This is a genomic window from Paenibacillus algorifonticola (assembly GCF_050481745.1).
Taxonomy (GTDB): domain Bacteria; phylum Bacillota; class Bacilli; order Paenibacillales; family Paenibacillaceae; genus Pristimantibacillus; species Pristimantibacillus algorifonticola_A.
On sequence record NZ_JBCNGR010000041.1, the window covers coordinates 1 to 24,787 of the forward strand.

General features: G+C 49.3%; 22 protein-coding genes and 1 riboswitch. Of the genes, 6 read left to right on the forward strand and 16 right to left on the reverse strand.

The window, feature by feature from the left end:
* Window positions 1-186: 186 nt before the first annotated feature.
* The 6 genes from ABEW34_RS27865 to queC all read right to left on the reverse strand — a co-directional run bounded on the left by ABEW34_RS27865 (window position 187) and on the right by queC (window position 5,352).
* The gene (locus tag ABEW34_RS27865) at window positions 187-801 is read right to left on the reverse strand and encodes a hypothetical protein (RefSeq protein ID WP_430163812.1); all 615 of its coding nucleotides are present in this window, start codon (window positions 799-801) and stop codon (window positions 187-189) included.
* 28 nt (window positions 802-829) lie between these two features.
* Window positions 830-2,143, reverse strand: a complete 1,314-nt coding sequence (locus tag ABEW34_RS27870; protein ID WP_430163815.1) for a cohesin domain-containing protein — start codon at window positions 2,141-2,143, stop codon at window positions 830-832.
* A gap of 608 nt (window positions 2,144-2,751) precedes the next feature.
* The gene (queF, locus tag ABEW34_RS27875; protein WP_430163818.1) at window positions 2,752-3,249 is read right to left on the reverse strand and encodes a preQ(1) synthase; all 498 of its coding nucleotides are present in this window, start codon (window positions 3,247-3,249) and stop codon (window positions 2,752-2,754) included.
* 195 nt (window positions 3,250-3,444) lie between these two features.
* On the reverse strand, window positions 3,445-4,182 hold the full coding sequence (gene queE / locus ABEW34_RS27880) for a 7-carboxy-7-deazaguanine synthase QueE (protein ID WP_430163821.1): 738 nt from the start codon (window positions 4,180-4,182) through the stop codon (window positions 3,445-3,447).
* Window positions 4,175-4,660: a 6-pyruvoyl trahydropterin synthase family protein gene (locus tag ABEW34_RS27885; RefSeq protein ID WP_430163824.1), complete on the reverse strand. Its 486-nt coding sequence runs from the start codon at window positions 4,658-4,660 to the stop codon at window positions 4,175-4,177. The genes queE and ABEW34_RS27885 overlap by 8 nt, the downstream gene beginning before the upstream one ends.
* A complete protein-coding gene (gene queC / locus ABEW34_RS27890) occupies window positions 4,657-5,352 on the reverse strand; it encodes a 7-cyano-7-deazaguanine synthase QueC (protein ID WP_430163908.1) in 696 nt (231 codons plus the stop codon). Before queC ends, ABEW34_RS27885 begins: the two co-directional genes overlap by 4 nt.
* 241 nt (window positions 5,353-5,593) lie before the next feature.
* Window positions 5,594-5,637: riboswitch (PreQ1 riboswitch) on the reverse strand.
* Between the two features lie 202 nt (window positions 5,638-5,839).
* On the opposite strand from queC, the gene ABEW34_RS27895 reads away from it, so the two are divergent.
* The gene (locus ABEW34_RS27895; protein ID WP_430163827.1) at window positions 5,840-6,634 is read left to right on the forward strand and encodes an AIM24 family protein; all 795 of its coding nucleotides are present in this window, start codon (window positions 5,840-5,842) and stop codon (window positions 6,632-6,634) included.
* 106 nt (window positions 6,635-6,740) lie between these two features.
* On the opposite strand, the gene ABEW34_RS27900 is transcribed toward ABEW34_RS27895, so the two are convergent.
* The 7 genes from ABEW34_RS27900 to ABEW34_RS27930 all read right to left on the reverse strand — a co-directional run bounded on the left by ABEW34_RS27900 (window position 6,741) and on the right by ABEW34_RS27930 (window position 13,325).
* The gene (locus ABEW34_RS27900) at window positions 6,741-7,148 is read right to left on the reverse strand and encodes a VOC family protein (protein WP_056040071.1); all 408 of its coding nucleotides are present in this window, start codon (window positions 7,146-7,148) and stop codon (window positions 6,741-6,743) included.
* Window positions 7,149-7,170: 22 nt separating this feature from the next.
* Window positions 7,171-7,896, reverse strand: a complete 726-nt coding sequence (locus tag ABEW34_RS27905; RefSeq protein ID WP_430163830.1) for a nucleoside phosphorylase — start codon at window positions 7,894-7,896, stop codon at window positions 7,171-7,173.
* 1 nt (window position 7,897) lies between these two features.
* Complete coding sequence (locus ABEW34_RS27910; RefSeq protein WP_430163834.1) at window positions 7,898-8,569, reverse strand: sulfite oxidase-like oxidoreductase; 672 nt, start codon at window positions 8,567-8,569, stop codon at window positions 7,898-7,900.
* Window positions 8,570-8,613: 44 nt separating this feature from the next.
* The gene (locus ABEW34_RS27915; protein WP_430163837.1) at window positions 8,614-9,537 is read right to left on the reverse strand and encodes an ABC transporter permease; all 924 of its coding nucleotides are present in this window, start codon (window positions 9,535-9,537) and stop codon (window positions 8,614-8,616) included.
* Between the two features lies 1 nt (window position 9,538).
* A complete protein-coding gene (locus ABEW34_RS27920; protein ID WP_430163840.1) occupies window positions 9,539-10,591 on the reverse strand; it encodes an ABC transporter permease in 1,053 nt (350 codons plus the stop codon).
* A 4-nt stretch (window positions 10,592-10,595) separates the two neighbouring features.
* Window positions 10,596-12,083, reverse strand: coding sequence for an ABC transporter ATP-binding protein (locus ABEW34_RS27925; RefSeq protein WP_430163843.1), 1,488 nt, complete (start codon window positions 12,081-12,083; stop codon window positions 10,596-10,598).
* A 171-nt stretch (window positions 12,084-12,254) separates the two neighbouring features.
* Complete coding sequence (locus ABEW34_RS27930) at window positions 12,255-13,325, reverse strand: BMP family lipoprotein (RefSeq protein WP_430163846.1); 1,071 nt, start codon at window positions 13,323-13,325, stop codon at window positions 12,255-12,257.
* Window positions 13,326-13,562: 237 nt separating this feature from the next.
* On the opposite strand from ABEW34_RS27930, the gene ABEW34_RS27935 reads away from it, so the two are divergent.
* Window positions 13,563-14,945, forward strand: a complete 1,383-nt coding sequence (locus tag ABEW34_RS27935) for a hypothetical protein (RefSeq protein WP_430163848.1) — start codon at window positions 13,563-13,565, stop codon at window positions 14,943-14,945.
* Between the two features lie 131 nt (window positions 14,946-15,076).
* Here ABEW34_RS27935 and ABEW34_RS27940 read toward each other — a convergent pair whose 3' ends face one another.
* Window positions 15,077-15,547, reverse strand: coding sequence for a MarR family winged helix-turn-helix transcriptional regulator (locus tag ABEW34_RS27940; protein WP_430163850.1), 471 nt, complete (start codon window positions 15,545-15,547; stop codon window positions 15,077-15,079).
* Window positions 15,548-15,773: 226 nt separating this feature from the next.
* Here ABEW34_RS27940 and ilvD point away from each other — a divergent pair, with 226 nt between their 5' ends.
* Window positions 15,774-17,459, forward strand: coding sequence for a dihydroxy-acid dehydratase (ilvD, locus tag ABEW34_RS27945; RefSeq protein ID WP_430163852.1), 1,686 nt, complete (start codon window positions 15,774-15,776; stop codon window positions 17,457-17,459).
* Between the two features lie 475 nt (window positions 17,460-17,934).
* Here the strand turns inward: ilvD and ABEW34_RS27950 are convergent, their stop codons facing one another.
* A complete protein-coding gene (locus ABEW34_RS27950; RefSeq protein WP_430163855.1) occupies window positions 17,935-19,311 on the reverse strand; it encodes a polysaccharide deacetylase family protein in 1,377 nt (458 codons plus the stop codon).
* A 166-nt stretch (window positions 19,312-19,477) separates the two neighbouring features.
* Here ABEW34_RS27950 and ytvI point away from each other — a divergent pair, with 166 nt between their 5' ends.
* Complete coding sequence (ytvI, locus tag ABEW34_RS27955) at window positions 19,478-20,623, forward strand: sporulation integral membrane protein YtvI (RefSeq protein ID WP_430163857.1); 1,146 nt, start codon at window positions 19,478-19,480, stop codon at window positions 20,621-20,623.
* A 7-nt stretch (window positions 20,624-20,630) separates the two neighbouring features.
* Here the strand turns inward: ytvI and ABEW34_RS27960 are convergent, their stop codons facing one another.
* Window positions 20,631-22,463 (reverse strand): peptidoglycan D,D-transpeptidase FtsI family protein, encoded by a 1,833-nt coding sequence (locus ABEW34_RS27960; RefSeq protein WP_430163860.1) that lies wholly within the window; start codon window positions 22,461-22,463, stop codon window positions 20,631-20,633.
* Between the two features lie 177 nt (window positions 22,464-22,640).
* Between ABEW34_RS27960 and ABEW34_RS27965 the strand changes: the two genes are divergently transcribed.
* Both ABEW34_RS27965 and ABEW34_RS27970 read left to right on the forward strand, forming a co-directional pair.
* Entirely contained in the window at window positions 22,641-23,597 is a 957-nt protein-coding gene (locus ABEW34_RS27965) for a phosphodiester glycosidase family protein (RefSeq protein WP_430163863.1), read from the forward strand.
* A gap of 5 nt (window positions 23,598-23,602) precedes the next feature.
* Window positions 23,603-24,616: a GtrA family protein gene (locus ABEW34_RS27970; protein ID WP_430163866.1), complete on the forward strand. Its 1,014-nt coding sequence runs from the start codon at window positions 23,603-23,605 to the stop codon at window positions 24,614-24,616.
* The last annotated feature ends 171 nt before the right edge of the window (window positions 24,617-24,787 follow it).

A 24,787-nucleotide genomic window follows, 5' to 3' on the forward strand; every position in this document is an offset into this window, starting at 1 on the left:
AGAACAATTTCTCTTGCTTGTTTCTTGCGTCCGAACCGTGTATCTCTCGGCCGGAATTAGAATATACCATGGGTTCCTATACTATTGCAAGTGTTTTTTCGAAAATAAATTAAAAAACATTCATAGCCACTCTTATTGCAGCTAAATAAGACCCCTTATTCTCTAGCTCAACCTTGCCCCTTCCATCTACATTCTGACAATTAAGCCCTCCTGTCTAATCAGTTGCCATTCCTCTGCGGAGGCAAATGCAGGCTTATGTCCCCAATCATCGTCTATTCCATATTTCATTTGGCAGTACGCCAGCGTCAAACAGGCCATCATCGCATCTGTCGCATGTTGATTTGCCTTGCCTGCTTTTTGGCCTCTCTGTTCCAGGGGGATAAGATTGCTATTAAAGGATATATGAAAGTCAGGATCTATCTTCACCTTAAAAACATCTGGAAGCCGCTGAATGTCGTGAAGCTCCTCCCTATTCAATCCAAGCCTGGACCAGCCATTGCTCGGATAAACCTCGTACAATCTCGAAGACTTCTCCCCCTTCCGAGCTGTAAACGGGTAGATCGTGGCGCTGTCCATCACGTTCAACAGCAGCCTGCGACTGCCAAGCAACATGCCATTCATACTGATTGGCGTTGTCGCAATCGGGCTTTTGGCATTCGCGGCGATGTCGGTAATGCGACAATCGACAGCATCATTTTTTCCACGATGCACATTACCGAATTTCGTTTTAAACCGCTCCCTTGTATCGGAATAAGCTGCCGCTATTAAATCCTCCCATGAAGATCGATAGTGAAGCCGCAAATGCTCCCGTGGAATGGAGAAGGGAATATCAACACCCCATGGAGCAGGCGATTGCTGCTACAGTTCCATTTGAATCAATTGCTTCAACAACCACTTTATGAACATCATCTGTGCCATCGTACCACACGTTGCTATAATCAACGCTGCTACTGAGTGCTTCCGCTGAAACTTTCCCAGAAATCGTATGTTTTTGCTCACCCTGCCCGTTCAAAACGGTTACTACTGTATTTTTCACCGACTCATATTCAATCACCTCTGCACTGCTGTTCAGCGCCTGGACCTGAGACAGATCAAAACGGAATGTTCCCGCTGTCATGCTTGAAAAATGAAGGGTCGCAAAAGTTCCAGCACCGCTGTAGCCCGTTATATCCCCGACCAGCGATACAATATAGTCAGTACGCACGCGCCCATTGCCCAGTTCGACTATTTTCTCTCTCGTAATGAGCGCTGCACCAGCATTCGCTTGCTGCTGATGATTTCCAAGTGCAACGCTTGGCCCCGTCGAGCCCTTAAGCAATGCGCTGTCATAAGTCAGACTGAACTGTGCGGCATACAAATCATTGACTCGGGCAAAATCAATAGCGATATCAAAAGTCTCACCGATTGCTGCTTCGATTTTAGAAGCAACCGCTGCAATTGCAGGTTCCGTCGGTTCTTTTTCACGTACGTAATCGACAGTGTAGATCGGCTGTCTGCCATTAAACGCAGCATCGTGAACGGTTACATAAAATCGGTTAAGCCCATATTTAAGCGGCACTTCAACGCTAAATTCACCATTTTCAGCAAATGTTCCATAATAATATGTGTTTGAAGAATTACTAGGGCTAACAGACACCGTAATGCCTGAATAATTGCCCAATGCATCAATCATCAAATCGCTGATGACACGCCCATGAATCGTTCCTACATCATCTACTGCGGTCACAGACGGTTCACTCAACTCAGAAACAGGCGGCGTCAAATCAATAATGACATCGATAAGCTTATCCAATAGCAAGTCCTCTTCTCCCAAGCCCACCTGTGGAATGATCGCATAATGGCCTTCTTCTAATTGGATATGCTCCGAATTAAGCCACACCTCTCCCATCCAAAAGGCATAACCATAGTAACCCGGCCCCATATTTTCAGTGTCCTTGAACAATCTTCCTTTATAGGTTAGCGTCTCCCCTTCTATCGCGTAAACATCAAGAGAAAAATACGGGAGATGCTCGTTGACATTGACATCAATATTCGTAAAATCTGCGTAATTATCCCAATCTGGCGAAATCGCATAAATATCAAGTGTCAGATCTGAAATCGGCTCAATCTGCTGAGAGCTGGCCTTTAATTTGCTAAAATTCATTTTGTCAAAGCTCATTGGCAGCTTAATTTGCTTTTGGTCTGTAGAAGGCTGCGATTCTGCCCCCTCTACGTGTATGTTTGAAAAAACAGAGAAAGCGTGAATGCAAATACGAATGTGAGTACTAGCTCCTTTCTAAAAATGAGTTTGTAATTCCTACGTTGCAGCATAACATTCCTCCTTAATTGATAAATAGCAGGTGGCAAAAACCAAGTCTAACTTTCTCGTGCCATCCATCTGATCATTTTATAGGAGAACCTCTGCAAAAAATGTAGAATTGCCTGCATGCAAAAAATCCGGAATCCCATCTTAATGAAGAATTCCGGATTTTTTGACGTTATTACTCTAGTGAGGTCAAGCTAATTAGAATCGAAAGCTCCGTTCGAGCGCTAGCGTTTTGCTTTTTTAACGCTTTTCTTAGAAGCTTTCGCTTTCGAAATATAGCTGCTGCCACGGCTTCCGCAACTATCGCGATTTCCACGGCTGCGGCGGCTTTTGTGGCAGGAATCTTGAGTCGCATCTACGTCGGAATACTTCTATTCAATGATGGCGGTTTACAACGTTGATTTGATGCACAACCTCAACGATTCGCGGATGAAAGACGTCGTTTACTAGCGGTTATCTATTTTTTCCGGGTATAAGTCATGGTTCATCAGGCGGTTTTCCGCCATCTGCTCGTATTTTGTGCCCGGCTTCCCATAATTGCAATAAGGGTCGATAGAAATGCCGCCACGCGGCGTGAACTTGCCCCATACCTCAATATAGCGGGGGTCCATCAGCTTGATCAAATCGTTCATAATAATGTTTACACAGTCCTCGTGGAAATCTCCGTGATTGCGGAAGCTGAATAAGTACAGCTTGAGCGACTTGCTTTCTACCATCTTTACATCAGGAACATAGGAAATATAAATCGTGGCAAAATCCGGCTGCCCCGTCATCGGGCAAAGGCTCGTAAAATCCGGGCAATTAAACTTCACAAAATAATCCCGGTACGGATGCTTATTATCAAAGGACTCCAAAATTTCCGGCGAATATTCGAACGTATAAGCTGTTCCCTGATTGCCAAGCAGGCTGATCCCCTGCAGCTCTTCCTCTTTTCTTCCACTCATCGTTATTCACTCCTTCTCTTATCACTCATCGCAAGCCTTCTATTTATAAACCCCTCTATCTAGGCACAGTGAACAAGCGTAAACGGCTGAAAGCCGTCCTCTAGCGGCAAAGCTACGGTTTCACGTAGAATCATAGAGAATGGATGGAAAAATGATATCCACTCCTAAATTTAAATAAAGCGTTACTCCGCTTGGCTAAACGCCGCGTTTGTTGCCCCACACCCAAGCGTGCAGCTGCGGCAGCACCCTCACCTGATTCATATCGCTGCGAACCATCACGCGTTCAATCAGCCATTCATACCGCTTCACGAGCTTGTCGCGCAGCTTGCCATTATCGCCTTCGGCAAGGTCATCATTGCCCGCTTGAACGAAAAAAAGCACTTCCGGATACCGCGCGTGTACACTTGCGGCATATGCCAGGTCAGCGTCGTCAAATACGACGACCTTCAGGCTAAAGCTGCGTGCCGCCTCCGACAGCCGGCTTACGATCTGGTCCAGCATGTCCCAGTTGGTCATCATTCCGGAGCTGGGCGGCTTGGGCGACAAGGTCAGCTCGTCAATGTCGAGCAGCCAGTCCTGCCACTTGCTGCCCTGCGTTTCCAGCGCAACCTGGATGCCTGCGGCATGCAGCCCGTGCACCAGCTCGCCCGCATGGCGAAGCAGTGCCGGGTTGCCGCCGGACAGCGTCACATGCGAGAACGCTTCTCCGCCGACGGCGTGCAGCTCCGACATCACTTCCGCTGCGGTGAGCATGCGGATCTCATCCTTGCCTGTTCCATCCCACGTAAAGGCAGAATCGCACCAAGCACAGCTGTAGTCGCAGCCGGCTGTGCGGACGAACATCGTTTTTTGTCCGATGACCATCCCTTCCCCTTGCACAGTCGGCCCGAAGATTTCCATAACCGGGATACGTGCTTCAGCCTGCTTAAGCATCGGGAGCAGCCGCCTCATCTTGGACTTGCTTAGCCGCTAACAGCTGAACCGTCTTTTTGGGGCGGTAAATGACGTAGCTCGTTGGCGTCTCGCGCAAAAACACTTGGACACAGCGCGGCTTGTTCGCCAGCTGATCCAAATAATTTTGCGTAATTTCATAGATGGTGCGCGCAACGACTTCCGTTGTCGGAAAATACTCCGCGCTTTGCGCATGGAAATGCTCGTTGTCATCATTTAAATACGTATGGTCAAAGCGGTCATGAATAAGCCGCTTAATGAGAGCAAAATTAACAAGAAAACCGGAAGCATCGAGCTCATCGCCAGCGATCGTCACATTGGCGAAATACGTATGCCCATGGATCTGGGCACATTTGCCCGCATCGGCGCTCGGAATGCTGTGCGCGGCGGCAAAATGCATATCTTTGTTCAGCTCATAGCTGTAGGAATGTGTTGCGGAAGGGTAAATTTGCTGAATCACTCGGCCATCTCCTCCTTGCGGGAAGACAAATATTGCTTGAGACCCTGCGATCTGAGCTTGCATGCCGGGCATTCGCCGCAGCCATCTGAGATGATGCCATTGTAGCAGGTCAGCGTCTTGTTTCTGACGAACTCGAAGGCGCCCAGCTCATCGGCAAGCTGCCACGTTTGCGCTTTATTCAGCCACATGAGGGGGGTCTCAATGACGAACGGGTAGTCCATCGCGAGATTAAGCGTCACATTCGTTGATTTAATAAAGATGTCACGGCAATCGGGATAGCCGCTGAAGTCCGTCTCACAAACGCCGGTTACGACCGTATGTGCGCCAATCTGCTTGGCAAGTATCGCTGCGAACGATAGAAACAGCAAATTACGGCCATCTACGAATGTCGTCGGCAGGCCGCTTTCTGTTTGTTCAATCGCAATATCGTCCCTCGTCAGCGCATTTGGCGCCAGCTGATTAAGCAGTGACATATCCAGCACATGATGCTTGACGCCAAGCTCCTGCGCAATTTGTGCAGCAGAGTCCAGCTCCAGCTTGTGGCGCTGTCCATAATTGAACGTCACAGCCTCCACAACGTCATAACGCTTGAGAGCCCAAAATAAACAGGTCGTGCTGTCCTGCCCTCCGCTAAATACGACGACGGCTTTTTTCGCCGCTTGTCCGCCTGATGCTGCTTGATTTTGCTGCATTTCTTGTGCTGCTTGCATTTCTTGTGTTGCTGTCATCTTTCATTCTCCTCTCTTTAATGCCGGCTAGAGCCGGAGCATGCAGAGAGATCCTTCGAACCTTTTGCCCATAAAACAAGGTGAAACGGCCGAAAGCCATCCTCTGGCGGCAAAGCTGCCGTTTCGCGATGAAATATAAGAGTGTATAAAGGTGAAAATTATACCTTCTTATATTTAAAAAAACGGAATTCATCCTGCCATTCCATTTTCCTTAGTTTTTTATAGAGGGAGTTCGCGAACCTCTCCTGTCGTGATGCGCCGTGTGCAGCGTTCACTCCAGACTTTACATTTTCACACCTCTCGTACTATAGCACAGCTGCGGGCCGCTGAACAAGGGAAGACATTGGGCCCACACAAGGATAATCGAGCTTTTTGTCGAATACATGAGGGACTGGAAATACTTCACTTTCATCATCCTATAAAATGCATGCAACAGGAGGAAGATACGTCAATGGCTTTTAAATTAAATAATGTGAAAGAAAACAAAAACGTCTTCATTCAAGATCAAATGGGCGGATTCAGCATTTTGGAATACAAAGAGGATCTCAGCTCCACGAATGCTCTGGAAGCACAAGCGAACTATTTTATGAATCAAAGCAATATGCGCAAAAAACAGCTGATGATTGAGCTCAGCAACAATGAAATTATGATGAGCGCAGGTGCCATGCAGTATATGATTGGCAGCATTGAAATGAATTCCGGCATTAAAGGCGTCGGCGGATTGATGCGCAATTTAGTCGCTGGCGCTGTAACCGGCACGTCCGCCGTCAAACCGGTATACAAAGGGACAGGCACGATTATGCTGGAGCCGACCTATCGCTATTTGTGGCTTATTGACGTGGACAACGACCACATCGTCATCGAGGACGGCCTATTTTTAGCCTGCCACTCGACTCTCGAATTAAGCGTAAGCGCACGCAAAACACTTTCCTCGGCTGCGCTTGGCGGCGAAGGGCTGTTTAATTTAAGCGTTAGAGGCAAAGGCGTGCTCGCTATAGAAGCGCCGATCCCTTCAGAAGAAGCGGTTGTCGTCGAGCTGCAAAATGATGTGCTTAAGGTAGACGGCAACTTTGCTTTGATGTGGTCGAGCTCCCTTGATTTCACTGTAGAAAAATCCGGAAAATCGCTTTTGGGCTCCGCCGCTTCGGGCGAAGGTCTCGTTAACGTGTACAGAGGAACGGGCCTCGTATGGCTAGCGCCGCTTACCGACTACAAACCGTTGCCACAAGCAGGAGCACGACGTTAATCCGACATACACACAAAAAAGACCGCTCTCCCCTCAAAAGGGAGTGCGGTCTTTCGTATGAACGCCTATTAAGAAAGCTTTTTAAGAACGCCTATTAACGGGCAGATTAGCGGGCAGGCAAATTCAACTGCCACGATACGCCATATTTATCCTCCAGCCAGCCGAACAACGTGCTGACCGGCGATGGCGACAATGGCATTAATACTTTGCCTTCCTCCGCCAGCTTCGCGAAAACCTCGTTGATTTCCGCCTCGCTGTCGCAATTTACAAATAAGGAAAGAGCAGGAGTAAAGGCATGGGGATGCGAATCGCTGAGTTGGTTGTCAATGCACATCACCTGCTGGCCTTTTATTGAGAAAATAGCGTGCAGCACCTTAGGCTTAGCGCCAGGCTCGCTTTGTGGATAATACTTTGCGCTTACAATGTCAGCATCCTCGAACGTGGAAACATATAGCTTCATCGCCTCGTCAGCTTGTCCCGAAAACATCAAAAATGCAAATACCTTCTGCTCCATTTGACCTTCACTCCCTCTTCAATTATGCGCTTGCCAGTGTCACAGCTGCGTTCAAAGCAGCAGCAATTTCCCGTTCGATTGCTTCTGCTACAACGTTCGTATGCGGATCATATTCTTGTGCCAAATCGGCATCGGCATAGCCATCCAAAGCTAGAATCGCTCCGGCGCGTGCACCTCGCAGCGTTGCAATAATGTACAGTGCGGCAATCTCCATCTCGACTGCAAGCGCGCCAGCCTGCTTGTACTGCTTATGCGGAATGTCCACGACGCCTGTAAAGAAAGCATCAAGTGTAACGGTAATACCCTTCTTCACAATGCCGCCTTCCGCAACAGCCGCCGCATAAAGGGCGCTGCTGACTTCATGATCGGCAACCGCGGGAAAGCCTTCTGGCACCAGCTGGCGCGTCAAGCCGTCTGCGCGAACCGCAGCCGTGCTGACAACTAGGCTGCCGGCCGGATAATCGGCCGAATAAGAGCCCGCTGTCCCAACGCGGATCAGCGTCGTTACGCCGCCCTTGATCAGCTCCTCAAAGCATACCGCCGCACCCGGCGAGCCAACGCCATGGCTGACTACGGCAAGTCGCACTCCTTTGTAGGTTCCGACGAAGCTGCGGTATTCACGGCTGAATGCCAGCTCGCGCTTTTCCTCCAAATGCCCTGCAATCGTCTCGGCGCGTTTCGGATCGCCGCAAACGATAGCAATAGCAGGCAAATCCTCTGTATTCACTTGTAAAATTGGCAGCAGCAAGTTAATCCCACTCCTTCTTATGCCATTCATCTTCTGGCAGACCTAAATCTTCTCCCGAGAAGCGCTGCTCCTCAAACGGATCCGCGTAATTGTGGAAGCCGTTGCGCTCCCAGAAGCCCGGGCGGTCCTCTGTCATAAATTCAAAGCCGCGAATCCATTTCGCGCTTTTCCAGAAATACAAATGCGGCACCACGAGGCGCAGCGGCCAGCCATGCTTTGGCGTCAGCTGCTCGCCATCATAGCTGTGAGCAAGCAGCACATCCTCCCGCAATAAATCTTCAAGCGGCAGGTTCGTTTCATAATCCTGATCGGCATGAATCATCACATATTTGGCTTCCGGCTTAATGCCAAGCAGCGGCAGTAAATCCTTGAATTTGACGCCTTCCCACTTCGTATCCAGCTTCGACCAGCGGGTCACGCAATGAATATCGCTAACCTGCGTCGTTTGCTTCATTGCCATCAGCTGATCATAGGAAAACACCGTTTCCTTCTCGACAGCACCGCTAATTGTCAGCGTCCATTCCGCCATATTATACTCAGGCACTTCATTCTCATGCAAAATCGGAAAACGATCCGTCAGCGCTTGTCCAGGCGGAACCCGGTGGGCGATTTCCGCGGCCACTTCAATATGCCGAACAGGCGCTTTTTTCAAACGTTCAGCTTTACTAAGCATACTCAATTAAACCTCCTTCAATTAATCGGCTTGCAGCAGCGCTCCTAGCGTGAGCTTTCGTTCGCCTTGCGCGCTTCCGCCAAATAGCTTTTATCCTTGAAGAAAAACATCGCAATAATCGTCACTACATAAGGCAGCATCATTGTAAAATGGACCGGCAGCGCATAGCCCTGCAGCCGGGTGCTGAGCGCATCCATAAACCCGAACAGCAAGCTCGCACCAGCAACGCCAAGCGGATTAGACTGTCCAAGCATCGTGGCAACTAGCGCGATAAAGCCTCGTCCTGCCGTCATGCCTTCGGTAAACATGGTCACTTGACCGAGCGACAGCTGCGCACCAGCTAGTCCGCACAAGACGCCGCACATCAATACAGCACCATACTGAATATGCGTCACTTTGATGCCGAGGCTTCTCGCAGCAACCGGATTTTGGCCAGCAGCGAGCAAGCGGAAGCCCGAAACGGTTTTAAATAAATAATACTGCAAACAAGCGACGAGCACGATTGATAAATAAACGAGCGGCGAATGGCCGGAAACGACATCTCCGACCCAAGGAATGTCCTTAATCAGCGGAATATCCCATTTTGGCAGGCCTACCATGCTTTTATCATAATAAGCGCCTTTGACATTAAAGATCGCCCGCAAGGAAAACGTCGTCAGCCCAAGCGCAAGAAAGTTAAGCGAAATCCCTACGACGATGACATTCGCCTTCAAATGAATGGCCATATAGGCAAGCAATAAGGAGAACACGAGCACACAGACGATAGCAAACAGCACAGCGAGCCATACATTGCCCGTCAAATGGTTGCCGACAATCGCCGAGAAGGCGCCAATGAGAATGAGCCCTTCCAAGCCGACGTTAAACAGGCCGACCCGCGCGCATAACGCACCGCCGAGCGCAGCAAGCAAAATCGGCGTAATCATGCGGAGTGTCGAAGCGAACAGGGAAACATCAAACAGCTGATCCACCTTAAGCCCCCGCCTTCTTCTTTTTCTTAAAGAACGAATAAGTAAACTTTGCGGAAATAAATAAAATAAGTACGGCCTGAATAATGCTCGATACTTCCAGCGGCACATCGGTATTGCGCTCGACGCCCATGCCGCCGGTTTGCAGCGCGGCCAGCAATATGGCAGCCAGCGCAGTGCCTAACGGATTCGATCCAGCCAGCAGCGTCGCCATAATACCTGACCAAGCGTACCCAGGTGAGGTAAGTGCACCATCCAGATAGCGGTATTGGGTGCCTAGCACCTCCCCGGCTCCGGCTAGACCGGCAAGCCCACCGCTGGCGAACATGCTGTACAGCATCAGCCTTCCGCGATTAACACCGCCGTAGCTCGCGAATAGCGGATTGCCGCCCATCATGCGAATTTCATAGCCTTTAACCATATAACGCATAAACCAAGCAAGCGCTATTGCCCCAATCAGCGCGAACAGAAACCCTGCATGCAGGCTCATCCCTTGAAACAGCTTGGGCAGCCACACGCTCTTATCCACCATGACCGTCTGTGCCATAGCGGCCGAGCCGGATCTGTCCATCAAGGGGTAGGAAACAACATAACCGGCAAATAAGGAGGCTATATAATTAAGCAATAAGGTCGTAATCAATAAGTTCATGCGAAACCTAGCATCCAGCCATCCGGCAAAAGCGGACCATAGTCCGCCAGCAATTACGCCGGCAAGCAGCGCTGCAACAAGCTTAAACCAAGCTGGACCTGGCAAATAAATCGCGGTCACTGCGGCGCTTAGCGCGCCAAGCACCATTTGTCCTTCGGAGCCCATATTGAAAAAGCCTGCGCGGAAGGCAAGCGCCACCCCAAGCCCAATCAGCATTATAGGAGTAGCGCGGCTTAATGTATTCGTGAAAAAATAAAAACTGCCGAAGGCGCCCTTCCACATCTCGGCATAGGTCTCCGTGACAGATCCGCCAACAATCGCGATGGCGATAGCGCCTGCTCCGAGACCGACAATGATGGCGAGAAGCGGCTGCAATAACGCCCCCAGTATTCCCTTAAGCTTGTCCACCCGTTTATCCTCCCGCCATTAACAGACTAATTTCTTCTTCCGTAGCCGTTAAGCCCGGCAGCTCGCCAACGATTCGGCCTTCATTCATAACGAGCACGCGGTCAGACAGCTTTAGTATTTCCGTCAGCTCCGAGGACACGAGCAAAATCGCTCCGCCATCAGCCCGCCGCTTCAGCAGCTCGCCATGAATAATTTCCATTGCGCCGATATCGACGCCACGGGTGGGCTCGGCTGCAATTAGAAAAGGGGTTTCCTGAGCAAGCTCGCGGGCCACAATCAGCTTCTGCAAATTGCCCCCCGATAAATATTGCGCCTTCGTATGAATCGAGCCTGTCTTAATGCCAAAATGCTCAACCCAGCCGCTTACGAGCTGGCGAATAGCAGCTCCGCGCAGCACCCCTCCGCGCTGATAACGGCGGGCATGACCCATTAGACCATTTTCCAGCACTGTAGCGTCCTTGGCCACACCCCATTGATAGCGGTCCTCCGGTATATGAGCTAGCCCTTGCTCACGAATGCTGCGCACTGATTCGCCTGTAACCTCTTTGCCTTGCAGCTCGATTTTTCCAGAATCGACTGGAACAAGTCCTGAAATCGCCTGCAGCAGCTCCGATTGCCCATTGCCGGAAATGCCGGCGATGCCGACAATTTCTCCCGCGTGAACGGTAAGGCTGACTTGATCAAGCTTCGGCTTTCCATGCGCGCCTTTTATCGTAAGCTGCACCGCTTCCAGCACCTTCTCGCCACCCGCGGGGGCCTCTTTCTGCAAGTCCAGCAGCTCGCGGCCAACCATCATTCGCGACAACTCATCAATACTTGTATCCGCTGCATGAACCGTACCGCTGAGCTTACCGTCGCGCAGCACTGTAATGCGATCAGCTACATCCATAATTTCCTGCAGCTTATGGCTGATTAGAATGAAGCTTTTGCCTTGCGCGGCCAGCCGCTTGATCGCAATAAGCAGCTCCTTGACCTCAAGGGGAGTTAATACCGCTGTCGGCTCGTCCAAAATAATAATTTCGGCTCCCTGATGCAGCACCTTCAATATTTCTACGCGCTGCTGCAAGCCTAGCGAGCAATCCTCTACCTTTTTCCACGGATCAACGGGCATGCCATAAGAAGCGCCCAATTGCTCGGTTATAAGTGCCGCTTGCTTGCGATCGAAGCTTACTGCCTTGGCGGGCTCCCTGCCGATGACGATGTTTTCAGAAATGGTGAACGTTGGGAACAGCATAAAATGCTGATGCACCATCCCGATTTTGCTGTTAATAGCATCCGATGGGCTATGAAACGCCACCTGCTTGCCGTTTACAACGATGCTGCCAGAAGTCGGCGTCTCCATGCCATACAAAATACGCATCAATGTCGTTTTTCCAGCACCATTTTCTCCGACCAGCGCATGAATTTCTCCTTTAAGCAGCGAAAAATCCACTTCGCTATTGGCCTTTAGCGCTCCGTAGGATTTAGTAATCTTATTCATTTGCAGCAGCATGCGGGCAGCTCTCCTCTCACAATAAACCATGGTGAAACGGCCGAAAGCCGTCCTTTGACGGCGCGCGGCGTTTCAGTCCGAGAAATATAGAGAAAGGATGGCGAAATCATATCCTTTCCTATATTTCAAAAACAAGCAAACCGGCTGCTCGCTGGCAGCCGGTGCATCTTCTTATTTCGCCGCTGGAAGCTCTACGACGACTTTGCCTGAGATAATATCTTCAGCAATAGCTTTCACTTTCGTAATTGTATCTTCACCGACGAATGGGCTAAGTTTTGATTTGCTGTCTGTCGTTACAAAAGTAAGACCTACACCTTTCTCTTTCAAGCCGTAATCAGTTGCAGTAAAGTCGAATTGGCCATTTGCGAAGGCTTTAACCGTTTCATAAGCTACTGTATCCGTACCTTTCAATTGGGAAAGGACGATATGCTCAGGATCAAGCTCTGTACGGTCAATGTCTTGGCCGGAAGCGTACAGGCCTTTTTCCTTCGCTGCTTCAAATACGCCAAGATCGCCTACTGCCGACATGCCCGCTACAAAATCTGCACCTTGCGAGTATTGAAGAAGTGCAAGCTCCTTGCCTTTTGCCGAGTCATTGAAATTGCCTACGTAGTTGGTCAAAAATTTTGCATCTGGGTTGGTGCTTTTAAGTCCTTGCTCAAAACCGTATGTGTATTTCTTAAGCAGCGGTGTATCCATCGCTACTACTGCGCCGACTACATTTGTTTTAGTGGAAAGGCCCGCCGCTGCGCCAAGCAGATAAGCTGCCTCCTGCTCACGGAACACGACGCTGCGAACGTTCGGCTTATTCACGGTTGTATCGATAATCGCGAATGGCTTGTCCGGATTTTCTGTTGCTACTTTATTAAGAGCATCCTCCGCTTGGAAGGTTGCTGTAATGATCAGATCGTAATTGTCTGCTACCGCTGCGCGCAGGTTTTGCTCGAATGCAGCAGGGTCTGTCGATTCAATCGTTTTCACTTCTACGTTAAATTCTTCGCCAGCTCTTTTGAAGCCTTCATCCATCGATGCGAAAAACGGGTTAACGCCGATTTGCTCAGGAAGCACTAGCGCAACGCGCTTTTGCTTTGCATTTTCAGGAGAAGCTGTTGCTGTTCCAGTATTTGTAGCCGTGCCCGTATTCGTGCCGGTGCTGCTGTTGTTTGTTCCATTCGAGCCGCAAGCCGCCATTAAAACGACAACCATCAATAATGAAATTGTTAACGCCAGTGTCTTTTTCATCTGTGAACGTTTCTCTCCCTTAAATAGCTTGTATTTTTCTCTTTATCCTAGTAAGCTTATCGGATTTTGTCAATAGCGAATATTCGACAAAACTCTTGTTTATTCTACATTATTTTCATGAAAGTTAGTTATAAAAATACGATGTTGACACAAAATTGTAACAATGCTAGTATAATCGTACTATTCCGAGTCATTTAATATGTTTTGGAAAATAATATCCAATACCGGAGGGAATTTATGAGCACAAAATATCCTGCACTAACCAGATCCTTATTGTCCGCATCTCTGGCCCTATCCATTGCTTTATCATCGGCAGTCCCTATTTATGCAGCTGCTTCTACTACAACAGCAACAAGCACAGCAACGACTGCCGCTTCATCCGAAGCTAAGCTGTTCCTTAAAGAGAAGTTCGGCATCACCTTTACGACCAGCACGATTACAAAAGGACAATTCATTCAAGCTGTAGCGGGTGCGCTTAAGCTGGAGCAGCCGGAAGAGCTTCCTGCCTTCACTGATTTGACGGAGACCAGCCCTTATTATACCGCAGCAGCTGCCCTTCATAAACAAGGTATTCTCACATCAACAACTGTAAACGCTGAGCAAAAGCTGACAGCAGCTTCCGCTTTGTATATCGCCGTTAAAGCAGCTGGACTTGAGGAGCTGGCCCATACATACCCACAGGCGAAAATTGCAGCTGGACTGAAGAAGCTGAATATCCCTGCCTCCTCCCTTGGAACAGCAGCAGCACAAGAGCTTGCCGCAGCCGTTGATACAGGCCTGCTGCCAGCTTCCCAGTACGGTGCCATTAAAGGCAAAGGACTGACGCCGCAGCTTGCCGAAACACTAATCGTGCAAATTCTTTCCTTTAAAGGAGAATATAAGCACTTCATCGGCAACATCAGCGATAGCACTATTTACGCTGAACTGAATGATGCTTTCAAAACGTCCAACATTATTCAAGCGCCTGAGCTGCAAACGATTGTAGATGCGGCGCTCAAAAATAATTTGGTGACGGGCTACAACCTGAAGGATGCGCGTTTTGACGCTAACTTCACGCCATCGCTATCTCTCACATATGGACACAGCGACCTAAAGCATGTGATCCAGCTTATCGGGCTGCTGCGCAGCGAAGGCATTGACGCTAAGGTCCAACTGGAGCCTAAAACATCCGCCTTTGTCTTCATGAAGGAATGGGGCGAGCCACCAACAAAGGATACTGAAAATTATAAAGTAGTCCAAATCGAGAACGGCAATTATATTACGTATGCGAAGGAATTTGATATCGCTTTTGAGTTCAAAACTGCAGCGGATAAAGCCCGCTTCCAGCCTATTATTTTGCAATATGCAAAAAAAGATAAAGCCGATCAGCCTGGCCTGATCTATGGCTCATGGTTCCAGCCGCTTTATTATTCCTCAACCAAGCTCAATGATTACGAGGTCATTACGAACAATAAGATTACAGGCAGCGGTTATTATTATGCCCAGTCCTTCTCGCTGAATGATCAATCGAAGGACATCGTAGAGGGCTTCCGCAAGCTCGATCCGGCGGTCAACATTGATTCCTATACGTTCTGGGTAGACAAGCCCTTCCATAACTACTTGAATGGCGAGGGTCTATAAGCATAAGATCGGACCAGCTATAGTTAAAAAGGGACTCCTTCGTGCAAACGAAGCGAATCCCTTTTTTTCATATGAACGCTGAGTGGAAGCTTACTGGCGACATGTCAGTACCGAGGGCTAATCAGCCGGGGTTAAGCCTCGCTGTTATCCTCGCGCTTGCGTTCCAAATTTTCACTCATTTTCGTGAACATGCTCACGGTAATATCCATATCCTCCAGCGAAAAGCCTTCATAAAGCCTGAGCATTAAATCTTCGCGAACCCGCATGATGCCGTCGACCAATTTACGCCCCTCATCTGTAATCGTGAGCAGCACAATACGGCGATCCTCTTCGCTGCGCTCGCGGTCAATATAGCCAAAATTAATTAAACGGTCAGCGACGCCAGTGACCGCGCCGCTCGTAATTTGCAGCAGCTCCGCCATAACCGACGCTTTCTGCGGGCCATGCTCCGACAGCAGCAAAACCATCTTTGCATCCGTCATGCCGAGCCCTTGCACATTAAACCGATTCCATTCGGCATGGATAAGCCGTCTAAGCTGGCGGAAGGCCTCGTCCATTTCACGCATTTTCTTTATTCTGTTTTCCGTATTTTCCTGATTCATTTATATCCCTCGCGATACTGGATTTCTACACGGCTCAATGGAATATTTTTCTCACGCCATATGAAAACCACGATAATTATACTTTTCCTACTACTATAGCTTGTTTTTCCTTGATAGCCAAGCCAGAAGCCGTTTTAAGCACATAAGTCCATCAACATTACTAGCCAATGCTTGTCCTCTGTGTTAAACTCAAAGGTATCGACTTTTCATACTGGAGGGATTTTTAATGGCACCTAAGAAGATGCGTTCCGACATGATAAAAAAAGGATTTGACCGCGCACCACACCGCAGCTTGCTGCGTGCAGCGGGAGTAGCGGAGGAAGATTTCGACAAGCCCTTCATTGCTGTTTGTAATTCCTATATTGATATTGTACCTGGTCACGTTCATTTGCAGGAATTCGGAAAGCTTGTTAAGCAAGCGATTCGCGATGCTGGCGGTGTTCCTTTCGAATTTAACACCATCGGCGTTGACGATGGAATTGCAATGGGACATATCGGCATGCGCTACTCGCTGGCGAGCCGCGAAATTATTGCCGACTCTGTAGAAACCGTTGTAAATGCGCACTGGTTCGACGGTATGGTCTGCATACCGAACTGTGACAAAATTACACCAGGCATGATGATGGGCGCACTTCGCGTCAACATCCCGACCATGTTCGTCAGCGGCGGACCAATGAAAGCGGGTAAAACATCCGATGGCCGCTCGATCTCGCTCTCCAGCGTTTTTGAAGGCGTTGGCGCTTATCAAGCTGGCATCATCGATGATAAGGGCTTGCTGGAGCTTGAACAGTTCGGCTGTCCAACTTGCGGCTCATGCTCAGGCATGTTTACGGCCAACTCGATGAACTGTCTTGCAGAAGGCCTCGGCCTCGCGCTTCCAGGCAACGGCACGATTCTTGCTGTAGCACCTGAGCGCAAGGAATTCGTTAAGCAATCGGCTACACAGCTGATGAAGCTGATTGAGCTTGGCATCAAGCCTCGCGACATCGTAACGAAAGACACGATCGATAATGCTTTTGCCCTTGATATGGCAATGGGCGGTTCCACAAATACCGTTCTTCATACGCTGGCACTTGCACATGAAGCGGGTATTGATTACCCAATCGAGCGCATCAACGAAATTGCTGAGCGCGTGCCGCATTTGGCTAAAATCGCTCCGGCTTCCGATTACCACATCGAAGATGTGCATCTTGCTGGCGGCGTTAGTGCTGTACTGAATGAAATGTTCAAAAAAGAAGGCACTCTGCATGGCGATTGCATCACTGTAACGGGCAAGACGCTTCGTGAAAACGTAGAGGGCTGTGAAATTCAAAATACCGACGTTATTCGGACCATTGATAATCCGCATAGTGAGCGTGGCGGGCTTGCTGTACTATTCGGCAACCTTGCTCCAGGCGGCGCAATCATCAAAGTCGGCGCGATCGACAAATCGGTTAACGGCTATCATAAAGGTCCTGCTATTTGCTTTGATTCCCAAGATGAAGCTCTTGCTGGCATTGCTAACGGCAAAGTTAAAGAAGGACATGTTGTCATCATTCGTTATGAAGGACCTAAAGGCGGACCTGGCATGCCAGAAATGCTCGCTCCTACTTCGCAAATCGCTGGTATGGGCCTTGGCGCTAAAGTCGGTCTCGTAACCGACGGCCGCTTCTCCGGCGCATCCCGCGGCATCAGTATCGGCCACGTTTCACCGGAAGCGGCTGAGGGCGGACCAATCGCTTTCGTACAAGACGGCGATATCGTTGAGCTGGATATGAACAACCGTGGCATGAACGTTTTGATCAGCGATGAAGAGTTCGAGAAACGCCGTGCTGCATGGCCAGGCTTCGAACCAAAAATCAAACGCGGTTATCTCGCGCGTTATTCCCACCTCGTTACAAACGCCAGTCGTGGCGGCGTAATGAAAATGTAGTTTAACTTCAAGCAGCGCTTCGGCGCTGCTTTTCTTTTTGCCCCTATGTAAATGAAAAATCGAGTAGGAGGCTAACCACTAGTTGAGTAGCTGACCTCTTACACCACCGTACGTACCTAATGTGATTTCTGTTCGTCAGACCGAGGGTTTGCCTCCGGCTTCCATCAGATTCGGCCTTGCGACCGACACCTTTGCCTTTGACTAGCCGTTCCTACTGCCAAGCCTGTAGCGGACTTGCACCGCCTAGTTATCGCCCATGCCGGGCGCACAACAAAAAAGCACGCTTATCCGCGTTAGCCGCGAACAAGCGTGCTTTTTTGTATGGTCATGCCTAGCAGCGCTAGCTGGCCAACTTGCAATTACGAGCTCGACGTCTCCCTTTGGGTCAATACCCCAGCAAGCACCATCGAGCCTCTTGACTCTACCCCATTGGCATCTGGCTTAAGCTTGCCTGTAAACAGACGCCGATGCCCAACTATATAGCAGAGGTGCTGCCCTCTACAGGAGGAACAGAATCCGCTGCTGCAGCTTGCCCTGAGCTTACCCGCAGCAACGCTGCATGCATATTTTGATAAGCTTGCATTTTGCTCATTGGCATGAGCAGCATGCACGGATCAATCGATTTCCTGCGCTCCTTGCTCTTCGCATTCCGTTGTTTCTTCGTCAACACGCGCATAAGCAGCCGCAAATAAATTCGGGTCGTGCGGGCAAATAAACCGCTAGGCAAAGGGAACACCTCAAAGCCAAGCCGATCCGCCCCTCGATGAATCATCGTAACGCCATATATCGCTTTCGCATCCACTGCATCAGGATCATGGGCCAATTGGCTCGCAAGCCTAGGAAGTGCAGCTTCTACTTCCCGCAGCATCCTGATTCCCGCAGCCAGTGGCGAAGCCGCTTCCGCAGCAATGCCGGACAGCTTGCGGTTGTCAAAATGCAGCTCCACAACGCGGTCTCCCTTGTTTAAACGCTGGCCATCTGCCAGCTCAATCGGTTGGCCGCTGTAAGAAATCGTTCGATAATGGAACGCCGGTGGTGAATCTTCCCCTACCTGCTTGAGCTGAAACAGGAGATGGAACACTCGCTCATATTGCAGCCACAGCGCTATAAGTGATTTTTTCCACCAAGACAGCTGGCGCTCCTTTGCCCGCTCTGTCAGCTTAATCATTTCTTCAATCGCAACAAAACGAAAACCTTGCTTGCAGCCTTCCTGCAAATATGATTCAAGGGCAACCAGCATATTAGCAGGGGCCTCATGATGGGCACCCGGCGTTTGCCCGCAATCATGGAGCAGCAGCACTTCGCCAGGGCGGAGCTTCTTTAGCATTTTTCGCTTAAGTCGCTCCGCGCCCAGTCTCCTGTTCCAATCGCCGAACATTGACGACCATAAAACAATTTGCAAATGTCCAATGCCAGCAAAATCAAACACATTGATAATGCCCCAAGGAGGCCGATAATAATTGGAACGGCTCCCCGTTGCCTCTCGTATTATTTCGCATGTACGCTCGATCTGACGCTTGACGGACCTTGGCCGCATAAACCAATTTGTTCGATGAACATAATTGTGTATGCCAAGCGTATGACCTTCCTCATGTATTTTGCGTAACAGCTCCGGGTGTGCTTCGCCATGTGCGCCAACGATGAAAAAAGTCGCTTTCGCATCATAGCGAGCCAGCAACTCGAGCAGCTTTGGCGTATAGACAGCATCCGGGCCATCGTCAAAGGTAAGGGCAATTTCCTTTTTTACCAGGCCTTTCTTAAAAACCCGAAATCCGAAAGTACGACTGATAAAAGCAGGGAGGAAAGCGTAGAACGAGAAAAAATAAAGAGTCCAGACAACCAAGTTCTCCATATATGTTTCCCCACCGTTATTAAAATTTTTGCTGCATGGAATCGGCGATAATCCAACAACGATAACTTTAATTGTATCATAAGGCAGCAAAAAATAGGCAGCAAAATTAAAATTATAGTACAATCAAAGCGAGATAAACGAAATTGGAAAAGAGAGGTTTTCAGTTATGCTACCGTTTTATAAAAAATATTGGCGAACCGCATTCGACATTGCACTAATCGCATTAACGGTTTATTTAATTATGCTTGCCTTTAGTCATTTTTATCGATTGGCTACACCTATCATTTTCTCCTTTGTTATATTTATGTGCATTGAGCCGCTGGCACGCAGGCTTAACAAAATCGGCATTAAGAAATCCATCGCTTCAGGCATATCCATTTTATTGTTTTCTATTCTTATTCTCTCCGCCTTCTCCGGGCTCGGTTACATTGTTTCGAAGCAGGGCTCCGAGTTTCTGGACAAGCTGCCGGAATATGAGACCATTCTCAAGGAACAGGTGGAGCTCCGCACTTCACAGGTGCAAAATAAAATTCAGGCCCTCCCGCCTGAGCTCGTCACACAAATTACGGAATACATCCAGGGTGCTGCCGAATATGTGCCGAATTTGGTCAAAACGCTGTTTGCCGGAACCGTTGGCTACGTCTCTTCGTTCTCCAGCTTTATGTTTAACTTTCTGGTCGGTATTATATTAGCTTATTTCCTTAGTATTGAAATTAATGACTGGAAAAAAACAGCGGCGGATAAAACGCCAAAAACGTTTAAAAAAGCCTTTTTCTTTTTGCGTGAAAATGTATTAAAAGGCATTTCCGGCTATCTGAAGGCACAAGCCAAGATGATTACGATTACGTTTTTCGTCATCTTCATCGCCCTGCTGCTGCTCGGTGTCAAAAATGCCCTTGTCGTCGCCGTCATCTCCGCTATTTTTGATGTGCTGCCGCTGCTTGGAGTAGGCACAATCTTCATTCCTTGGGTTATTTATTTGTTTATCGTGGGGCATACCTCGCTTGCGGTATGGCTGTCCGTATTGTATCTCGTCGTCGTACTGGCGAGGCAGCTGTTGGAGCCAAAAATTACCGGAGATACGCTCGGCGTATCTGCATTTACGATGCTGGCGTTTATGATTATTTCGCTCAAGCTGTTCGGAATTGCTGGCGTCATCTTATCACCCGTGCTCATTATTTTGCTCAAAACCTTATATGACCAAGGCTTCTTCCATCGCTGGATCAGAGCGCCGCAAGGCGAATTCGACAACCAGGTGCCGCCTGCAGATGCTGGAGGCAGCGGTAGTTCGCCAGTTCCTCCAAGCGTTTAAATTCGCTTTACCGCTTCGCTATAATATCCATGACGCCGCGAAACAGCTTCGTCGCCTGATTGCTTGTACCAGGACTTCGGTTCTCAGCAAGTACGGCGACGGCGTATCGCGGCGTATTTGTCGGTCCGTAGCCGATAAACCACTGGTGGACGCGCTCCTTGCCGCTGAGCAGCGTCTGTGCCGTACCGGACTTCCCGGCAACGGGCCATAGACCGTCGCGAATAGAGCGGCCCGTTCCTCGCTCAGTGACCGCCTTCATCCCTTCCAGCAGCATGCCCGCGGTTCTTGCATGTATCGGCGTTCCCGCCTGCCGGGCTTGCAGCGGCTTTAGCTCCACCATCAGCTGTCCGTTTGCATAACGAATTTCACTCACGATTCGCGGCTCCAGCCGCTGACCGCCATGCAAAATCGTCACGACCAAATTCGCCGCCTGCAGCGGCGTCATCCTGACATCTCGCTGGCCGATACCGCTTTGAGCCATAATGCCTCCGTCTACGTCAAGGGTAGGCTTGTCCTGCAATTGCTGCCAAATGCTCACAGCAAACAACTGTCCGTCCTCTTCCTCGCCAAGCAGCCGCAAACGTCCGGCAAACGGGCCAAATGCTGATTCGGCATGCCAGCCAGCTGGAGCACCAATGCCAAGCGCCGCCGCTGTCTGATACAGCTCATAGCCGCTCAGCCGTTCAGCGAGCGTTGCAAACACAATATTGCAGGACTGGGCTAAACCTTCCTCAAGCGTCAGACTTCCGTGGCCGTCCTGCTTCCAGCACGTTAAACCATATTTTCCATACTTCCCGCTGCATGTGAACACTTCTTTTTCGTCCACAACACCAGCCTCAAGCGCTGCCGCTTCCGTTACGAGCTTAAAAATCGAACCCGGAGCAACCGCTTGGAGCGCATGATTCGACCAATCGGTTACTTCATTGCGATCCAGCTGCTGCGGATTCATCTGCGGCCGAGATACCATGCTGACGATATCTGCATTTTGTGCATCCAGCACGACGATTGCTCCTGCTTTCAAGCCATTTGCATCCGCATAAAGCTCAAGCTGCTGCTGGAGCTTTAAATCGAGCGTCGTCTTTACCTTCAGTGGATAATATTCGCTATCTGGCTGAAAAACCCGCAGTCCCAGCCCCTGAAGCGGATGGCGCTGCCCATCGAGAAAAAAAGATACCGACGTTGGCCCGTTGCCTCTGAGCAGCGTATCCAGCGATTTTTCAAGTCCGGCACCACCGATTTCATCTGTCAGCTTGCGCTTGCCTGACGCCAGATCCGCTCCATAAGCCTGCTCCAGCCATTCCGGGTGCTGGCTTATAAAGCCAATAGCCTGTCTGGCATTAAACTGCGGCAAATACCGATTGTGATAAGGGAGCACCTTGACTCCGTTAATATGGAGCTGCGAAAGACCAGCAAGCTGGCCCATAGACAAGCTCAAAGGCGCTTTCTGCCCTTCCTCCCGCCAAAAATCGGCACTCTTCAGCCCATCCCACCTATTCACTAATTGTTCGTAGGACACATGCAATAGCTTCGCCAGCTTGCGCAGCTCCGCCACTTCTCCCCGTGCCTCGCTCTCCACTGGAAACAGCGCCAATGCAGAATAGCTTTCCCCAGTAATGGCGCTTCCATAACGATCTATAAAATCGCCGCGTCCTGAATCGAGCACCAAATTTCGCTGCCGTTGAATGGCCGCCTTATTTTTCCAATCGTTATGCTTGCCCAATGTCTGTACAGCGGGCTGCGCCAAGCTTGGCACCAATTGCAGCGTCGCCAGCCGGATCAAATAACCTGCCATTATAACCGTTAAAAATATTGCTACAATTGCTGCACGTCGCCTGACCATTTCCGCAGCCCCCTTTTCCTTTCAGTATGGCCTTAATGCCAACGCATAAACAGCATCACCCTTTCCTTAAGCCCTTCTGCACCTGCTCCAGCTGCCCAAAAAATAGTTCAGTTTCATTTAAGGTAGCCCAAGTATGATAACCAGCAAGAACCTACATGAAGAGGTGATGCTTCTATTATGAAGACGCACAAGAAAACAACCAAAAAGAAGAAACGGATATGGCTGATCGCATTGATCGTTACACTCTTAGGACTTGGCTCATTGACATATGGTCTTGCAGACCGTTATTTGATCAAGCATGTTGAAGTTGTCGTAACAAACAATACAACAACATCTACCAGCTCAAACGAAATGGCTGCAACTGCTGATGTTCAAGCCACTTCTGATGACTGGAACTACACCAGTGACAATATCCAAATCAAAATCAACCAAGTGCAGACCGGTTCTGGTTCAGATCTGATTACGTATTATGTCGCAGATGTCATTGTTAAAGATGCCAGCAGTCTGCGCTCCGCATTCGCCGACAACAGCTTTGGAACGAATATTGTGGAGGATACATCGGTCATCGCTTCCAGCAATCATGCTATTTTTGCAATCAACGGCGATTATTATGGCTTCCGTGATGATGGAGTCATTATTCGCAACGGCATCGTATATCGCGATGAACCGGTGCGGGATGCGCTGGCACTGCTGGATGACGGAACGATTCAAACTTATGACGAAACAGAAACTTCTTCCTCCGATCTGCTTTCAGAAGGTGTCACCAATACGTTGTCATTCGGACCAATCCTGATTCAAGATGGCAAAATCACTAGTGATTTCAGCAGTGTCAAAATCGATACCAATTTTGGCAACCGCTCCATTCAAAATGCGAATCCAAGAACTGCGATCGGCATGATTGCCCCAAACCATTATGTGTTTGTCGTAGTTGACGGGCGGAAGGAAGGATACAGCCGCGGAATGACACTAACCGAGCTTGCTGACGTCATGGCGGGTCTTGGAGCTACAGAAGCCTACAACTTAGATGGCGGCGGTTCATCGACGATGTATTTTATGGGCAGAGTTGTCAATAATCCGCTTGGCAAAAACCAGGAGCGTGGCGTCAGCGACATCCTTTACATTGGAGAGGAGTAATCATCATGACTATATTAATTCCGTCCTACGAGCCTGATCATCGGCTGCTTGATTTGATCCAGCAGCTGCATGCGTTCCAGCTTGAGCCCATCGTCATTGTCGATGACGGGAGCGGTACCAGCTACCACGAAATTTTCGAAGCGGCTGAAGCGTCCGGCTGTACCGTTATAACCCATGAGGCCAACCTCGGGAAAGGACGCGCCTTGAAAACAGGGTTCGGCTATATCCAAGAAGCCGGTTTGCCGGGTCATGTCGTCTGTGCGGATAGTGACGGGCAGCATCTGCCCCATGACATTAAGCGGATTTTCGAAAAGCTTCACAGCCAGACAACGCCAGGCATCGTGCTGGGCAGCCGTCGCTTCAGCGGGACCATTCCACTGCGCAGCCGCTTCGGCAACTCGGTCACTCGGTCAGTCTTCTCCCTCACTACGGGCACTAAAATTTATGATACGCAAACCGGCTTGCGCGGCTTTTCACTTGCAATGCTGGACTGGTTATGCCAGATTCCGGGCGAACGGTTCGAATATGAAATGAACATGCTGCTGACCGCCCACCTTGATGGATATAAAATTACCGAGGAATTTATCGATACCGTCTATTTGGATCATAATAAATCCTCCCATTTTCGTCCGCTGATCGACTCTTTCCGCATTTATTTGCCGATAATAATGTTCAGCACATCTTCCCTGCTATCGGCGCTGTTAGACTTCACGCTATTATTTCTTATTCAGAGTATTAGCCACAATCTTCTCTTGTCTGTCGTTGCAGCAAGATTATGCAGCTCCATCTTCAACTATACAATGAACCGAAAGTACGTGTTCACGGGCGGCAAAGTATCCAAGCTTCATCAATCGCTGCCTAAATATTTTTCGCTGGTCATCCTTGTGCTGCTCTTAAATTATGGCTTGCTATATTTTTATAATGAAACGCTGATTATTCCCCTTGTCATCGCCAAACTGCTTACCGAGGCCTCTATTTTCCTTTTCAGTTATTGGGTCCAGCGCAAGTATGTGTATTAGGGTGAATTCCCTGCATGAAAAGCTTGGCTTCCGATCGCCATTACCCTTGCATTTCTTCTAATAAGCCTCTATATGTAAAAATGCAAGGGCAAAAGCGTAAGCTGACGCTTCTCCAGCACACCCTTTTCATTCCGTTACGTATTTTTCACCATGGTTTTAAAAAAAGCCGTT

Bases quoted from the DNA above. Each gene is read 5' to 3' on its own strand.
- ABEW34_RS27870 (WP_430163815.1), bottom strand. From the start codon at position 2,143: ATGAATTTTAGCAAATTAAAGGCCAGCTCTCAGCAGATTGAGCCGATT.
- queF (WP_430163818.1), bottom strand. From the start codon at position 3,249: ATGAGTGGAAGAAAAGAGGAAGAGCTGCAGGGGATCAGCCTGCTTGGC.
- queE (WP_430163821.1), bottom strand. From the start codon at position 4,182: ATGCTTAAGCAGGCTGAAGCACGTATCCCGGTTATGGAAATCTTCGGG.
- queC (WP_430163908.1), bottom strand. From the start codon at position 5,352: ATGCAGCAAAATCAAGCAGCATCAGGCGGACAAGCGGCGAAAAAAGCC.
- ABEW34_RS27895 (WP_430163827.1), top strand. From the start codon at position 5,840: ATGGCTTTTAAATTAAATAATGTGAAAGAAAACAAAAACGTCTTCATT.
- ABEW34_RS27900 (WP_056040071.1), bottom strand. From the start codon at position 7,148: ATGGAGCAGAAGGTATTTGCATTTTTGATGTTTTCGGGACAAGCTGAC.
- ABEW34_RS27910 (WP_430163834.1), bottom strand. From the start codon at position 8,569: ATGCTTAGTAAAGCTGAACGTTTGAAAAAAGCGCCTGTTCGGCATATT.
- ABEW34_RS27925 (WP_430163843.1), bottom strand. From the start codon at position 12,083: ATGCTGCTGCAAATGAATAAGATTACTAAATCCTACGGAGCGCTAAAG.
- ABEW34_RS27930 (WP_430163846.1), bottom strand. From the start codon at position 13,325: ATGAAAAAGACACTGGCGTTAACAATTTCATTATTGATGGTTGTCGTT.
- ABEW34_RS27935 (WP_430163848.1), top strand. From the start codon at position 13,563: ATGAGCACAAAATATCCTGCACTAACCAGATCCTTATTGTCCGCATCT.
- ABEW34_RS27940 (WP_430163850.1), bottom strand. From the start codon at position 15,547: ATGAATCAGGAAAATACGGAAAACAGAATAAAGAAAATGCGTGAAATG.
- ilvD (WP_430163852.1), top strand. From the start codon at position 15,774: ATGGCACCTAAGAAGATGCGTTCCGACATGATAAAAAAAGGATTTGAC.
- ABEW34_RS27950 (WP_430163855.1), bottom strand. From the start codon at position 19,311: ATGGAGAACTTGGTTGTCTGGACTCTTTATTTTTTCTCGTTCTACGCT.
- ytvI (WP_430163857.1), top strand. From the start codon at position 19,478: ATGCTACCGTTTTATAAAAAATATTGGCGAACCGCATTCGACATTGCA.
- ABEW34_RS27960 (WP_430163860.1), bottom strand. From the start codon at position 22,463: ATGGTCAGGCGACGTGCAGCAATTGTAGCAATATTTTTAACGGTTATA.
- ABEW34_RS27965 (WP_430163863.1), top strand. From the start codon at position 22,641: ATGAAGACGCACAAGAAAACAACCAAAAAGAAGAAACGGATATGGCTG.
- ABEW34_RS27970 (WP_430163866.1), top strand. From the start codon at position 23,603: ATGACTATATTAATTCCGTCCTACGAGCCTGATCATCGGCTGCTTGAT.